Annotated in this window: 13 protein-coding genes; 9 read left to right on the top strand and 4 right to left on the bottom strand. The window is 65.6% G+C overall.

Annotated features, from left to right (window positions below):
• Positions 1-9: 9 nt before the first annotated feature.
• From phnG to RMET_RS03810, 8 genes are all read left to right on the top strand, one after another.
• The gene (gene phnG, locus RMET_RS03845) at positions 10-498 is read left to right on the top strand and encodes a phosphonate C-P lyase system protein PhnG (protein ID WP_011515607.1); all 489 of its coding nucleotides are present in this window, start codon (positions 10-12) and stop codon (positions 496-498) included.
• A 1-nt stretch (position 499) separates the two neighbouring features.
• A complete protein-coding gene (gene phnH, locus RMET_RS03840) occupies positions 500-1,117 on the top strand; it encodes a phosphonate C-P lyase system protein PhnH (RefSeq protein ID WP_011515606.1) in 618 nt (205 codons plus the stop codon).
• Between the two features lies 1 nt (position 1,118).
• Entirely contained in the window at positions 1,119-2,240 is a 1,122-nt protein-coding gene (locus tag RMET_RS03835) for a carbon-phosphorus lyase complex subunit PhnI (protein WP_011515605.1), read from the top strand.
• Positions 2,237-3,124 (top strand): alpha-D-ribose 1-methylphosphonate 5-phosphate C-P-lyase PhnJ, encoded by an 888-nt coding sequence (locus tag RMET_RS03830; RefSeq protein ID WP_011515604.1) that lies wholly within the window; start codon positions 2,237-2,239, stop codon positions 3,122-3,124. Before RMET_RS03835 ends, RMET_RS03830 begins: the two co-directional genes overlap by 4 nt.
• Entirely contained in the window at positions 3,121-3,897 is a 777-nt protein-coding gene (gene phnK / locus RMET_RS03825) for a phosphonate C-P lyase system protein PhnK (RefSeq protein ID WP_011515603.1), read from the top strand. Before RMET_RS03830 ends, phnK begins: the two co-directional genes overlap by 4 nt.
• Before the next feature lie 2 nt (positions 3,898-3,899).
• Positions 3,900-4,625 carry a phosphonate C-P lyase system protein PhnL gene (phnL, locus tag RMET_RS03820; RefSeq protein ID WP_011515602.1) on the top strand — a complete coding sequence of 242 codons (726 nt, stop codon included), beginning with the start codon at positions 3,900-3,902 and terminating at the stop codon, positions 4,623-4,625.
• Positions 4,626-4,644: 19 nt separating this feature from the next.
• Positions 4,645-5,844 (top strand): alpha-D-ribose 1-methylphosphonate 5-triphosphate diphosphatase, encoded by a 1,200-nt coding sequence (locus RMET_RS03815; protein ID WP_029309700.1) that lies wholly within the window; start codon positions 4,645-4,647, stop codon positions 5,842-5,844.
• A 235-nt stretch (positions 5,845-6,079) separates the two neighbouring features.
• Entirely contained in the window at positions 6,080-6,598 is a 519-nt protein-coding gene (locus RMET_RS03810) for a hypothetical protein (protein ID WP_011515600.1), read from the top strand.
• Positions 6,599-6,620: 22 nt separating this feature from the next.
• Here RMET_RS03810 and RMET_RS03805 read toward each other — a convergent pair whose 3' ends face one another.
• Together RMET_RS03805 and msbA are read right to left on the bottom strand one after the other, a co-directional pair.
• On the bottom strand, positions 6,621-7,205 hold the full coding sequence (locus RMET_RS03805) for a peroxidase-related enzyme (RefSeq protein ID WP_011515599.1): 585 nt from the start codon (positions 7,203-7,205) through the stop codon (positions 6,621-6,623).
• A gap of 84 nt (positions 7,206-7,289) precedes the next feature.
• Positions 7,290-9,056: a lipid A export permease/ATP-binding protein MsbA gene (gene msbA / locus RMET_RS03800; RefSeq protein WP_035820263.1), complete on the bottom strand. Its 1,767-nt coding sequence runs from the start codon at positions 9,054-9,056 to the stop codon at positions 7,290-7,292.
• A gap of 96 nt (positions 9,057-9,152) precedes the next feature.
• On the opposite strand from msbA, the gene RMET_RS03795 reads away from it, so the two are divergent.
• Complete coding sequence (locus tag RMET_RS03795; RefSeq protein WP_011515597.1) at positions 9,153-9,935, top strand: glycosyltransferase family 2 protein; 783 nt, start codon at positions 9,153-9,155, stop codon at positions 9,933-9,935.
• Here the strand turns inward: RMET_RS03795 and RMET_RS03790 are convergent.
• Together RMET_RS03790 and dnaE are read right to left on the bottom strand one after the other, a co-directional pair.
• Positions 9,868-11,130, bottom strand: coding sequence for a glycosyltransferase (locus RMET_RS03790; protein ID WP_011515596.1), 1,263 nt, complete (start codon positions 11,128-11,130; stop codon positions 9,868-9,870). The two genes, RMET_RS03795 and RMET_RS03790, sit on opposite strands and share 68 nt — an antisense overlap.
• Positions 11,123-14,626, bottom strand: a complete 3,504-nt coding sequence (gene dnaE / locus RMET_RS03785) for a DNA polymerase III subunit alpha (RefSeq protein ID WP_029309702.1) — start codon at positions 14,624-14,626, stop codon at positions 11,123-11,125. The genes RMET_RS03790 and dnaE overlap by 8 nt, the downstream gene beginning before the upstream one ends.
• Positions 14,627-14,646: the final 20 nt, after the last annotated feature.

Genomic DNA, 14,646 nt, shown 5'->3' with positions numbered 1-14,646 from the left:
GGGGTGATCATGCAAAGCGAAACCGCCAACCAGGCCAACGCGGCACGGGCCGCGTGGCTGAGGATTCTGGCGCTGGCCCAAACGGATGCGCTCGATGCGGCCTACTCGCGGCTCGGCGACGTGGCGGCACTGCCCGGCTACCGACTGCTGCGCAAGCCCGAATCGGGCATGGCGATGGTCCGGGCCCGCGCGGGTGGCACCGGTGCCCAGTTCAATCTGGGTGAGATGTCCGTCACGCGCTGCGCCGTGGTGCTCGACGAGACCGAAGGCCAAGCCGCCACGGCTGGCGTGGCCTACATACAGGGACGCGGCACGCGCCACGCCGAACAGGCCGCCGTGCTCGACGCACTGCTGCAGCGCCCGGCCTGGCACCAGCGCGTGCATGACGTGGTCATCGCGCCACTTGCACAGACCCTGACCGAGCGCGCGGCCCACCAGGCCGCCACCGCCGCGCAAACGCGCGTCGAATTCTTCACGATGGCCCGCGGAGAGGATTGAGATGCCATCCACCCAGTCAATGACCACCGCCCCCGCCACATCGCTGCTGCCGGGTTTCGATAATCCCGTGGACGACGCGCAACAGGTGTTCCGAGCGGCGCTCGAAGCATTCGCCCATCCGGGCCGCCTGGAAACGCTGCCTGTGACGAGCGGCCAGCCCGAGGGCCTGTCCCCCGCGCTGACCGCCCTGCTGCTGACGCTGGCGGACCCCGACACCCCGGTCTGGCTGCCCGCCGATGTGCCCGCGGCCGCGCGCGCGTTCCTGCGCTTCCATTGCGGCTGCCCGCTCGTGGATAACCTGGGCGAAGCCACCTTCGTCTGCGTCCCCGCCGGCCATGCGATGCCCGCGCTCGCCGATTGCGCGCAGGGCTTGCCCGCCTACCCGGACCGCTCCGCCACGCTGCTCGTGGAAGTCGCCTCGCTGCACGCGGGCGACACGCTCACGCTGCGCGGCCCCGGCATCGAAACCACGCAATCGCTGTGTGTGACCGGCCTGCCCGCGGACTTCCGCGCAAGCTGGCGCGCCAACAACGCGGGCTTTCCGCTCGGCGTGGACCTGCTGCTGGCCAGCGGCGACGAATTCTGCGCGATGACGCGCACCACGCACGTGGAGGACTGAGATGTACGTAGCCGTCAAAGGGGGCGAACGCGCCATCCTGAACTCCTACCAGATGCTCGACGCCTATCGTCGAGGGGACACGTCGGTACCGGAGATCACACTCGAACAAATCCGCGAACAGATGCCGCTGGCGGTATCGCGCGTGATGGCCGAGGGTTCGCTCTATGACCCACACCTGGCCGCGCTCGCGCTCAAGCAGGCTGCCGGCGATCAAATCGAAGCGATCTTCCTGCTGCGTGCCTATCGCACCACGCTCGCGCGCTTCGGTTATACCCAGGCGCTGGATACCGGCAAGATGTGCCTGCAGCGCCGAATCTCGTCAACGTTCAAGGACGTGCCCGGCGGACAAGTCCTCGGACCGACCTACGACTACACGCAGCGGCTGCTCGACTTCACGCTCGAAGCGGGCCGCGACCCCGCGCCGCTACCGCCCTCGCCAGAACCGCTTGCTCCGAACATGCCGCGCGTCACCAGCCTGCTGGAAGCCGAATCGCTGGTGGAAGCCGACGCGATTCCTCCGGGCGACCCCGCCCCGCCGGACCTGACACGCGAACCGCTGACGTTCCCCGCCGAGCGTCCCGCACGCCTGCAGAACCTGGCGCGCGCCGATGAAGGCTTTCTGCTGTCGATGGGCTACTCCACGCAGCGCGGCTATGGCAATTCGCACCCGTTCGCCGGCGAGATCCGCTATGGCAGCACCGAAGTCGAGATGTTCATCGAGGAACTCGGCTTCGCCATCACCATCGGTGAAGTGGAAGTGACTGAATGCCAGATGGTGAGCCAGTTTGCGGGCAACGCCGACGAAGCGCCGCGACTCACGCGTGGCTACGGTCTCGTGTTCGGCTACAACGAGCGCAAGGCGATGTCGATGGCGCTGGCCGATCGCGCGATGCGCGCGGAAGAACTCGGCGAGGCAGGTGACGCACCGGCCAACAATATCGAATTCATGCTGTACCACAGCGACAACGTCGAAGCGTCCGGCTTCGTGCAGCACCTGAAGCTGCCGCACTACGTGGACTTCCAGGCCAACCTCGAACTGCTGCGGCGGCTGCGCGCCGAGCAACAGGGCGCGGCCACCGATGCGCCGGCCGAAGACCAACCCCAGGAGGAGTCGCTGGCATGAACGCCACCGCTACCGTCGCACGCGACGAACACTACAACTTCGCCTATCTGGACGAATCGACCAAGCGGATGCTGCGCCGGGCGCTGCTCAAGGCCGTTGCGATACCCGGCTACCAGGTGCCGTTCGGCAGCCGTGAAATGCCACTGCCGTATGGCTGGGGCACGGGCGGCATCCAGGTGACCGCCGCGATCATCGGCCGCCAGGACGTGCTCAAGGTCATCGACCAGGGATCGGACGACACCACGAACGCGATCAACATCCGCCGCTTCTTTGGCCGCGTGACCGGCGTGCAGACGACCGAGCGCACCACCGACGCCACCATCATCCAGACCCGTCACCGTATTCCGGAAACGAAGCTGAGCGCGGGCCAGACGATGGTCTACCAGGTACCTATTCCCGAGCCGCTGCGCTGGCTGGAGCCGAGCGAAACCGAAACGCGCACGATGCACGCGCTGGCCGAATATGGCTCGATGCACGTGAAGCTCTACGAAGACATCGCCCATCACGGCCATATCGCCACCACTTACGACTACCCCGTGATCGTCAACCAGCGGTACATGATGCGGCCTTCGCCGATCCCCAAGTTCGACAACCCGAAGCTCGACCGTAGCCCCGCGTTGATGCTGTTTGGCGCCGGGCGCGAGAAGCGCGTCTATGCCGTGCCGCCGTACACCACGGTCAAGAGCCTCGACTTCGTCGATCATCCGTTCACCGTGGAAAAGTGGTCGAGCTGCTGTGCGCAATGCGGCGCCACCGACAGCTATCTCGACGAGATCATCACCGACGATGCCGGCACGCGCATGTTCGTGTGCTCGGACACCGAGTACTGCGCCGACCGCCAGGCCGCGCAGGCTATGAAGCAGGCCGCAGGAGGTGCCCAATGAACGCGACGCCTCTGCTCTCCGTACGCAACCTGACGCACACCTGGGACGGCGTGCATGGTTGCCACGATGTCAACTTCGATCTCTATCCGGGCGAAGTGCTCTGCGTGGTCGGTGAATCGGGCTCGGGCAAGAGCACGCTGCTGCAAGCCCTGTCGATGCAGGTCAAGGCGCAGCGCGGCAGCGTCAGCTACGACATGCGCGAATCGGGGCTGACCGATCTGGCTGGACTGTCGAGCGCGCGGATGCGTCTGCTGGCCCGCACGGACTGGGGCTTCGTGCGGCAGCACGCCCGCGATGGCCTGCGGATGCAGGTGAGCGCCGGCGCCAATATCGCCGAGCGCCTGATGGCCGTCGGCAATCGCCACTACGGTGACCTGCGCGAGATCGCCGGCGCCTGGCTCGAGAAAATGGAGATCGACCTCTCCCGGCTGGACGATGTGCCGACCACGTTCTCGGGCGGGATGCAGCAGCGTCTGCAGATCGCACGCAACCTGGTCACCCATCCACGCCTGGTGTTCATGGACGAGCCGACCGCATCGCTCGATGTCTCCGTGCAGGCCCGGCTGCTCGACCTGATGCGCCGCCTGGTCACCGACCTGGGCCTGGCCGCGATCCTTGTCACGCACGACCTGGCCGTGGCGCGCCTGCTCGCGCACCGCACGCTGGTCATGCAGGGCGGCCGCGTGGTCGAACAGGGCCTGACCGATCAGATCCTCGATGACCCGCAGCATCCGTACACGCAGTTGCTGGTCTCCTCCATCCTGCAGGGATGATCATGATGCAAGCCAACAACCAGAAACTGATTGAGGTCCGCGGCCTCGGCAAGATGTTCACGTTGCACAACCAGGGCGGCATTCGCCTGCCCGTGCTGCGCGCTATCGACTTTGACGCCTCGCGTGGCGAATGCCTCGTGCTGTCCGGCCGTTCCGGCACCGGCAAGAGCACGCTTCTGCGCTGCCTCTATGGCAACTACCTCGCAACCGAAGGCACGATCCGCCTGCGCGACACGAGCGAGGCCAGCGAGCCATGGGTGGAACTGACCAACGCCCCGGAACAACGCGTGCTCAAGTTGCGCCGCGATGTGATCGGCTATGTCTCGCAGTTCCTGCGTGCCATCCCACGCGTCTCCGCGCTCGACGTGGTGGCCGATCCGCTGCAGCAACGCGGCGCCAGCCACGAGGAAGCCCGCGCCCGCGCCGCGACGCTGCTCGAACGGCTGAACCTGCCACGCCGACTTTGGGACTTGCCACCCGCCACGTTCTCCGGCGGCGAGCAGCAACGCGTGAATATCGCGCGCGGCCTGATCGGTGGCCACCCGATCCTGTTGCTCGACGAGCCCACCGCGTCGCTCGACGCCGACAACCGGGCGGTGGTGATCGAACTGATCCGCGAAGCGCTGGCCGAAGGCCGCTCGCTGATCGGCATCTTCCACGACGAGGCTGTGCGCGATGCGGTGGCCACGCGCATGCTGCCGCTGCAGCCGGCCACGGCGCTTGCCTGAACCTGAACTGGAACCGGACATGTCTACCACCTACCTCACGCACGCGACGCTGGTACTGCCGGATCGCGTCCTGCACGACAGCGCGATGCTGATCGCCGACGGCCAGATCGCCGCCATCGAGCCAGCCTCCGCCCCAGCCGACGCCGAGGTCATCAACCTGCGCGGCCACACCGTGATGCCCGGGCTTATCGACGTCCACTGCGACGCGATCGAAAAGGAAGCCGAGCCCCGCGCCAATGTGCTGTTTCCGCTCGACTTCGCGGTGGCGCAGGTTGACCGCCGCAATGCCGCAGCTGGCATCACCACGCCGTACCACGCGTTGTCGTTCGCCAGCAACCAGTTCGGCGTACGCAACAACGAGACCGCCGCGACGCTGGTGCGTACCGTGGCCGCGTATCGCGCGCACAGCCTCGTCGACAATCGCATCCACTGCCGCTATGAAGTCACCGATAACGCCGCCGTGCCAGTGCTCGAGATGCTGATGGCCGAAGGCGTGGTCGACCTGCTGTCGGTCATGGACCACTCGCCGGGCCAGGGTCAGTTCAAAACGCTCGATGCTTACCTGTCGTACATGATGGGCAATCACGGCATGAGCCGCGAGGAAGCCGCCGACGCGGCTGCGAAGAAATCGGCTGAGTTGGCCGGCGCAACCGAGCGCGTCAACCGTCTGGTCTCGAAGGCGCACGAACTCGGCATCCCCACCGCCAGCCACGACGACGACTCTCCGCAACGCATCGCCGCAATGCACGCGCTGGGGGTTCGCATGAGCGAGTTTCCGATCAACGTGGAGACGGCGCAGGCCGCCTCGGCCCACGCGCTCCCGACGATCCTCGGCGCGCCGAACGTGCTGCGCGGCAAGAGCCAGAGCGGTTCGATGCGTGCGATCGATGCGATTCACGCCGGCGTCGGCCACATCCTCTGCTCGGACTACCAGCCGTCCACACTGATCGCGGCGGCATTCGCCGCCTCACGCCTCGCCGACCTTCCGCTCGACCGGGCGCTGGCACTGGTCACGTCCAATCCGGCAGATGCCTGCCTGCTGGACGATCGCGGCCGGCTGGCGCCGGGCAAGCGTGCCGACGTCATCGCCGTGGGCAGCGTTGCCGGGCAGCCGCTGGTCACCCATACGTGGTCGGCCGGGCGTCTGGTGTTCGCGGCGGGATATCCGATGGTGCAGCCTGCTGCGCCGCGTGCCGCCGAGATGCGAGCGGTGGCTTGAAATGTGATCGGCCAATGCGAGGCCTCGCCCTCTCTCCCGACCTCTCCTCCGGCCTCGCTCCCGCAGGCGGGAGAGAGGCCGGGGGCGATGGCGGGTGCCCCCGACGCGGGCACATCTGTTGAGTATAGGTTCCGCTCCACCGCCCATGCGCTAGGACTTCCACGGAACATATCCTGCTGGTCTTTGCAGCGGCATCCCCTACAGTAGATGAACGGGTCGCGTGAAGGGGGCCGATATGACGTTAAGAAATGCAATGCCAGCCATGCTGGCTGTTTTTTTGTGCGCCGCCTGCGTCGAACCGTTCGCTCCGAAAGGGCCGCCCACCTACACCGGCCAGCTGCCCGCACCCTACCCCTCGAAGACCCCCGAAATCGCCGTGCGCGCCACACCGATCGCGGCGCACGAGATCGACATCTCTGGCATCTGCCGACGCACCGAGGAAGATGGTTTCCGCGAGGACGCGACAGTGCGTGTCTCGCACAATGCCGTGGAAACGCTGACCTGGAAGCTGTGGGTATCGCGCCGTGGCTGGTGCCACTTCGACCTGTCGGAATTCAAGCAGGTACAGCAGACGCCACACATCGAACTGCATGCGATAGATGGCAGCGGCTGCACGCTGATGGTGTGGCAGGACCCGCGCCGTATCACGCTGGCCCATGCCCGATGCGAGAAGCACTGCACGCCGGGCATCTACGACCAGGCGTGGCCCGTGCTGTTCGACCCGAAGAACGGCGGCTGCGCGCAGATCCGCTGAGCCGCTGAGCCGCCGAATCGCCCTACTTGGCCTTCGGCACGCGCCCCATCAGGAAGAACTGCTCGTTCGGACGCATCCCGATCGTGTTGGCCATGCGGTTGGAGAGCCCGAAGAACGCCGTGATGCCGGCGATGTCCCACGCGTCCTCGTCGTCAAACCCATGGGCGCGCAGTGCCTCGAAATCGGCTTCGCCGATCGTATGCGAGTCCGTGCAGACCTTCATCGCGAAGTCGAGCATGGCACGCTGGCGCGGCGTGATATCTGCCTTGAGGTAGTTCACCGCGACCTGATCGGCCACGAGCGGCTTTTTCTCGTAGATGCGCAGGATGGCACCGTGGGCCACCACGCAGTAGAGACACTGGTTCACGCCCGACGTGGCCACCACGATCATCTCGCGGTCGCCCTTGGTCAGGCTGCCGGTCTCCTTGAGCATCAGCGCGTCGTGATAGGCGAAGAACGCGCGGCACTCGTCGGGACGATGGGCCAGGGCCAGGAAGACGTTGGGAACGAAGCCGGCCTTCTCCTGGACTTCGAGCACGCGCTGGCGGATGTCGTCCGGCAGGTTCTCGATGGCGGGAACCGGATAACGGCTGATGGGTTGGGTCATGTCTGTCTCCTCAGCGGGGTATGTTCCCCTGTTGGTACATGCCCGGCCGTGACCCCTCGTCACGGCCGTCGAATCACGAACAACTTATGCCTGTGACGCGAACTGGATGCGATGCAGGCCCGCGTACAGGCCGTTCTTGCCGATCAGCTCGGCGTGGCTGCCCTGTTCGGCTACACGACCCTGCTCCAGCACCACGATCCTGTCGGCGTTCTCGATCGTCGACAGGCGGTGCGCGATCACCAGCGTGGTGCGACCGACCATCAGCGATTCCAGCGCGGCCTGCACCTGACGCTCCGACTCTGAGTCAAGCGCCGAAGTCGCCTCATCGAGGATCAGGATCGGCGCATCCTTGTAGATCGCGCGCGCGATGGCCAGACGCTGGCGCTGGCCGCCAGACAGCTTCATGCCGTTGTCGCCGATGTTCGTTTCGAGCCCTTCCGGCAGCCCCTTGACCACGTCGGTCAGGTAGGCAGCCGCCAGCGCGCGTTCCACGCGGGCCATATCGATTTTCTCGCGCGGATGCACGCCATAGGCCACATTGGCGGCCACGGTGTCGTTGAACAGCACCACATCCTGGCTGACGAAGGCGATCTGGCGACGCAGGTCGGCCAGCGCGAAACGGTCGATCGGCTGACCGTCGAGCAAGATGTGACCCTCGGTCGGATCGAAAAAGCGCGGCACCAGGTTCACAAGCGTGGTCTTGCCGCTACCCGACGGCCCCACCAGCGCCACGACCTCGCCCGGTGCGGCACGCAGGCTGACATGGTTCAGCGCCGCGCGCGCGGCATCGCCATAGCGGAAGCCGACGTTGTCGAACACCAGATCGCCACGGGCCCGCTCCAGCGGCAGGCCACCGTTCTGCGGCTCGATCGGCTCGTCGATCAGGCCGAAGATCATCTCGGCCGCGGTCAGGCCGCGTTGCAGCGGCTGGTTCAGGTCGGCCAGATGCTTGAGCGGCGAGATCAGCAGCAGCATCGCCATCACGAAGCCGGTGAAGCCACCGATCGTGGTCTGGTTGCCCTGCGCCTGAATCATCGCGATCGTCAGGATCACGGACAGCGCCAGCGATGCCAGGAACGCCGTCACGGGCTGATTCAGGCCACCGGCCACAGCCATGCGCATCGAGTAGCCGCGCAGCCGCTCGGCCATCGCCTCGAAACGCGACATTTCGTACGCTTCGCCACCGTGCAGCTTGACCACCTTGAACCCGCCCACGGATTCCTCCACCACATAGGCGGCGGTGTTGGTCAGCGCCTGATGCTCACGGTTCAGGCGACGCAGGCGGCGGTTGACCTTCGACATCACGAAGCCGATCGCCGGCAGCAGCACTGCCACCACCAGGGTCAGCTTCCAGTTCGTGTAGAACAGGTAGATCAGCAGCGCCACCACGGTCAGCGAGTCACGCACCAGTGTGATCAGCACGCCAGTGAGGATCTGCATCACCTGGTTCACCTCGAAGATCACGGCATTGATCAGCGAGGCAGCGGTATTGCGGTGGAAGAACAGCGCCGGCGCGTGCAGCATCCGGTCGAACATCTGCATACGCATCTTCAGCAACACGCCGTTCGATATCTGCGAAAGCAGGTAGCCCGAGGCAAACTGCGCCAGGCCGCGCACCAGCGCCACGCCCACCAGCAGCGCGGGCACATGCCAGAGCTTGCCCGCGTAGCTGCCGCCGAAGCCCTTGTCGAGCAGGTCGTTGACGACCTTCGGAATAATCCCTTCGCTGGCCGCCACCAGGCCCATGGCGATGATGGCGAGCACGAAGTTGCGCTTCTCGGGCTTCAGATAGGCCCAGACGCGCTTGAGGGTATCGGATTCCTGGGGCGTTTGTTGTTTGTTGTCGGTCACGTTCGCTCCACTTGCCAACGGGAAAGGGACGCCGGGGCGACTGCCGCTAGAATGGCGGGCAGCGTCGGCGTGCGGAATCCCATTGCAAGCATCTCTATGAAAATCTCTGTCGTACTGATCACTAAAAACGAGGCACACAATATCCGGGAGTGCCTCGAGAGCGTCTCCTGGTGCGACCGCGCGATTATAGTGGACTCCGGCAGCACGGACGGCACGGTGGAAACTGCCCGCGCCATGGGCGCGGAGGTCCACCAGACCGCGACGTGGCCCGGCTTCGGTCCACAAAAAAACCTCGCCCTGTCCAAGGCACAAAGCGAGTGGGTACTCTCCATCGACGCCGATGAGCGCGTCACGCCAGAACTGCGCGACGAGATCCTGGCAGCCATCGCATCGGGTCAGGCCGACGCCTACGACATGCCCCGCCTGTCACGCTTCTGCGGCCGCTTCATCCGGCACAGCGGCTGGTACCCCGACCGCCTGACCCGCCTGTTCCGCGTGGGAAAGGCCAGGTTCACCGACGACCTCGTGCACGAGAACGTCGTCACCGACGGCCCGATCGCGCACCTCCGGAATCCGCTGCTGCACTACACCTACGACGACTTCTCGCAGGTGCTGCGGAAGGTCGACCAGTATTCGACGCTGGGCGCCACGCAGGCATTCCAGCGTGGCAAGACCGCCACGCCGGCCAGCGCGTGGCTGCATGGCAGTTGGGCATTCCTGCGCACCTACCTGCTGCGCCGCGGATTTCTGGACGGCCCGCAGGGCTTGGCCATCGCGCTGATGAACGGTCAGGCCAGCTACTACAAGTACATCAAGCTGTGGCTGCTGCAACAGTCGGCACGCCAGCCCGCCGCATCAGGCGATCCGCAAGCACACTGAACGCCTGGGCCGTCGGCCTGAAGCCCATCTGCTCGATATGGGTCGCTGCGTGGGCCAGCAGTGACTCGCGCAGCGCGGCGTCCTGCAGGCCACGCCTGATCGCCGCCGCAAGCTGCGCGGCATCGCCCACCGGCACCAACAGCCCGGCGCGGCCATCGTCGAGGATCTCGCGCGGCCCCGTCGGACAATCGGTGCTGACCACCACTTGCCCTACCGCCAGCCCTTCGAGCAGCACATTGGGCAAACCTTCCATCTTCGAACTGAACGCCAGGAGCCGCGACTTGCGAATCCAGGCATGGGGGTTCGACTGGAAGCCAGCAAAGGTCACGCGATCGGCGATACCGAGCGATGCGGCCAGCGCCTCGAGTTGCTGCCGCGATGCACCATCGCCGACCAGCACCAGATCCTCGTCGATACCTTCCTTCGCAAGCTGCGCATAAGCGTGCAGCAGCGTCGTGAAATCCTTTTGACTTTCCTCGAGCCGACCGACGGACACGATGTACGGTCCCGCCGGCTGCGCGGAAGGATCGAGCGGCGCGTTCGCCCTTGCACGGATGCTGTCGAGGTCAATGGTGTTGTAGAGCCGCACGAGCTTGTCCGCCACATCGGGAATCAGCGCCCGCGCATCGTTCAACATGCTGTCGGTCAGCATCACCACGGCTGCGTAGTCGGTTCGGCACTGGTGCCGAAGCTTGCGCAGCTTGCGCCGATGACCCCGCTCGAGGTGCGCCACGCTGAAGTGCTGGTATCCCATCATCGGGACCGGCAGCGGACCGGTGATGCGCGACAGCGACATGTCGTAGTCGACCACCACGTCGTAGCCCTGCGCCAGCACCTGCCGGAAGCGGCGATTCATCAGCGGCTTGCGTACGGGCGGCAGCAGCACTTCCTCGTAGATCTTGCCAAGCGGCCCGAGCTTGCGCGCCTTCTTGAGCTGGCGGCAATGCGAGAGCCAGCGTTCGGGCGCCAGCACCTGAAGCTTCACGCCGGCCGGCAGCCGCGCGCGGAAATGGGTCTCGAGCGCCTCGGACGGATACGTCACCGTCAGGCCGATCTCGAACCCTTCCCGATCCAGCGCGGTGATCAGCGACACCAGCGACGTTTCGATCCCGCCGTGCAGGAAGTGCGTGACGTGAAACAGGACGCGCGGCTTGCGCTCGCCCTGCGCGGCCAGCGCCTTCGTCGGGTCAGCCATACAACACGCGCACGGTATCGCCCAGGGCGGTACGCAGGCTCGTCAACGCTTCCTCCGAAGGCGTGATCTGCCATTGGTCACCCAGCATCGCCTCGCACTGCGCGGTCTTGTTGACATAGCTGATGCGAACCGGCACGCCGGGGGTCTGCGACACGTGGGCCAGGTACGGCGTCAGCAGCTCGCGCAGGCGCTCCGTCGAGGCGTTGCCATTGAAGCCGAGGCAGACGGCATCGGCGTAGCGGGCGCGCGCGGCAACCAGGTCCTGCACCGAATCCGCCGTAAAGCGCACGCCGCCCGTGAAGGTGTCGTGGCGCGCATTGCCCTGCGCGATCAGCAGTTCGTCCTCGCGGAACATGTGACGATTGGCGTCGTACAACTCGTTGAACACCGTCATTTCGATCTGCGCGGTGCCATCGTCAAGCAGCACGATGATCAGCTTGCCGCGCTGGGTCATCTGGGTACGGATGCCGGTGATCACACCGGCAATCACCTTGCCACGCACGTCGCGGCCGTAGCCACCGCCATTGCCCTGCACTTCCTTTTCGAGCGCGGCAAGCGTGCCCTTGACGAACCGGCGCACCTCGTCGCGCGACGCATCGAACAGGTGACCCGAGAAGTAGTAGCCGAGCGCCTGCTTCTCTTCCTGCAGCGTGCGCTTGGGCGTCCAGCGCGGCTCATCCACCAGTTCGGGGCGATGCGACGCGCCGGCGTCATCCATCAGGTCGAACAGCGACACCTGGTTGGCCGACTCGGCCTTCTGGTCGGCCGCCTCCATCGCGATCGATACCGAGGCCAGCAACTGGGCACGATTGTCGTTGAGACTGTCGAACGCGCCGGCGCGAATCAGCGCCTCGATCGTGCGGCGATTGACCTGGCGGCGGTCCACGCGCTCGCAGAAATCAAACAGGTCGTCGAATGGCCGCTCTTCCCGCGCACGCAGGATGTCCTCGATCGCCCCCTGGCCCGAACCCTTGATGCCACCCAGGCCGTAGCGGATGGTCTTCGCATCGGTCGGCGCGAAACGGTACTCGCTGGCGTTGACGTCCGGCGGCAGCACTTCGATCTTGTTCAGGCGGCAGTCCTCGTAGAGGATCTTGACCTTATCGGTGTCGTCCATGGCCAGCGACATGTTGGCTGCCATGAATTCGGCCGGATGATGCGCCTTGAGCCAGGCCGTGTAGTAGGCTAGCAGCGCGTACGCAGCCGCGTGCGACTTGTTGAAGCCGTAGCCCGCGAACTTCTCCATCAGGTCGAAGATGTCGTCGGCCTGCTGGGCGGTCAGCCCGTTCTTGTCAGCGCCCTCGCGGAACATGTCACGGTGCTTGGCCATTTCCTCGGGCTTCTTCTTGCCCATGGCACGGCGCAGCAAGTCGGCGCCACCCAGCGAGTAGCCGCCGATGATCTGCGCCATCTGCATCACCTGCTCCTGGTAGACCATGATGCCGTAGGTCTCCTTGAGCACGGGTTCGACGCGCGGATCGGGATACTCGACCTTCTCGCGGCCGTGCTTTCGGGCACAGAAGCTCGGTATCAGGTCCATCGGGCCGGGACGATACAGCGCCACGAGCGCGATGATGTCCTCGAAGCGGTCAGGCTTCGCGTCCTTGAGCATCCCCTGCATGCCGCGGCTTTCCAGCTGGAACACCGCCACCGTGTTGGCGCTCTTGAGGATGTCGAATGCGGGACTGTCGTCGAGCGGAATCTGGCTGCAGTTCCAGTCGGCCTTGCTCGGGTCGAGCCGGCGGATGTACCGCTCGGCCCAGTCGAGGATCGTCAGCGTGGTCAGGCCCAAGAAGTCGAACTTGACCAGTCCGGCCGCTTCCACGTCGTCCTTGTCGTACTGGCTGACCACGCCGCTCATGCCGTCCGTGCCCTGCGTGTAGAGCGGGCAGAAATCGGTCAGGCGGCCGGGGGCGATCAGCACGCCACCAGCGTGCATGCCGACGTTACGCGTCATGCCTTCCACGCGCTGCGCCAGTTCCAGCAACTGGCGTACTTCCTCTTCCGTGCGCTCGCGTTCGGCCAGCGCCGGTTCTTCCTTCTTCGCTTCCTCCAGCGTGACCAGCTTGCCGGGCTTGAACGGAATCAGCTTGGCCACGCCATCGACAAAGCCGTAACCGAGATCCAGCACCCGGCCCACATCGCGCACGGCCGCCTTGGCGGCCATAGTGCCGAACGTGGCGATCTGCGACACGGCGTCCTTGCCGTATTTCTCCTTCACGTACGTGATCACACGATCGCGGCCGTGCTGGCAGAAGTCGATGTCGAAGTCGGGCATCGAGACCCGCTCCGGATTCAGGAATCGCTCGAACAGCAACGCGTACTTGAGCGGATCGAGATCGGTAATGCCAAGTGCGTAGGCCACCAGCGAACCCGCGCCGGAACCCCGGCCCGGCCCCACCGGCACGCCATTGTTCTTGGCCCAGTTGATAAAGTCCGCCACGATCAGGAAGTAGCCCGGGAACCCCATCTTGATGATGGTGCCGGTTTCAAACTCCAGACGCGCGTAGTACTCGGCACGCTTGCTCTCGCGCTCGGCTTCGTCCGGGAACAGCACCAGCATCCGCTTCTCGAGACCTTCCTTGGCCATGAACACAAGGTAGTCGTCGAGCGACATGCCATCAGGCGTCGGGAACAGCGGCAGGCGTGGCTTGCCCAGCTCCAGCGTCAGGTTGCAGCGCTTGGCGATCTCGACGGAGTTCTGCAGCGCCGACGGGATATCCGCGAACAGCGCGGTCATCTCGTCCTGGGTCTTGAAGTACTGGTCGGTGGTGAACTTGCGCGTGCGGCGCGGATTGGCGAGCAGTTCGCCCTCCGCGATACAGACGCGCGCCTCGTGCGCCGTGAAATCGTCCGGCGTCATGAATTGCACCGGATGCGTGGCGACCACCGGAAGCTGCATCGACGCGGCCAGTTGCACAGCCTGCGGCACGTAGGCGTCGGTGCCAGGCTGACCGGCACGTTGCAGTTCGATGTAATAGCGTTGCGGGAACACCCGGGCCCAATGCTCGGCAGCACGGCGTGCCGCCTCGACATTCCCATTGGCCAACGCCTGGCCGACATCACCACCCATCGCGCCTGACAGCGCGATCAAGCCGGTGGCCAGCGGCAAGCCCTCCTCACCCGGCTCCCCGAGCCAGCCGGGCTCGAACTCGGCACGGCCACGATGCTGGTTGCCAAGCCATGCACGCGACAGCAGCGTGCACAGGTTCAGATAGCCGATGCGATCCTGCACGAGCAGCAACATGCGCGCGGGCTTGTCGCGATCTTCGGCATTGGTCAGCCAGACGTCAGCGCCCACTACCGGCTTGACGCCCCCACCACGGGCCTCCTTGTAGAAGCGGATCAGGCCGAAGGCGTTGGCGAGGTCGGTCAGTGCAAGCGCGCCCATCCCATCGCGGGCGGCGGCCTTGACGGCGTCGTCGAGGCGGACGATGCCGTCCACGATCGAATACTCGGAGTGCAGGCGGAGGTGTACGAAGCGGGGTGCGGACATAGGGCGCCATTGTACCGGCT

It is taken from the genome of Cupriavidus metallidurans CH34, assembly GCF_000196015.1.
Classification (GTDB): Bacteria; Pseudomonadota; Gammaproteobacteria; order Burkholderiales; family Burkholderiaceae; genus Cupriavidus; species Cupriavidus metallidurans.
This window is presented reverse-complemented; position numbering and strand designations above follow the sequence as displayed.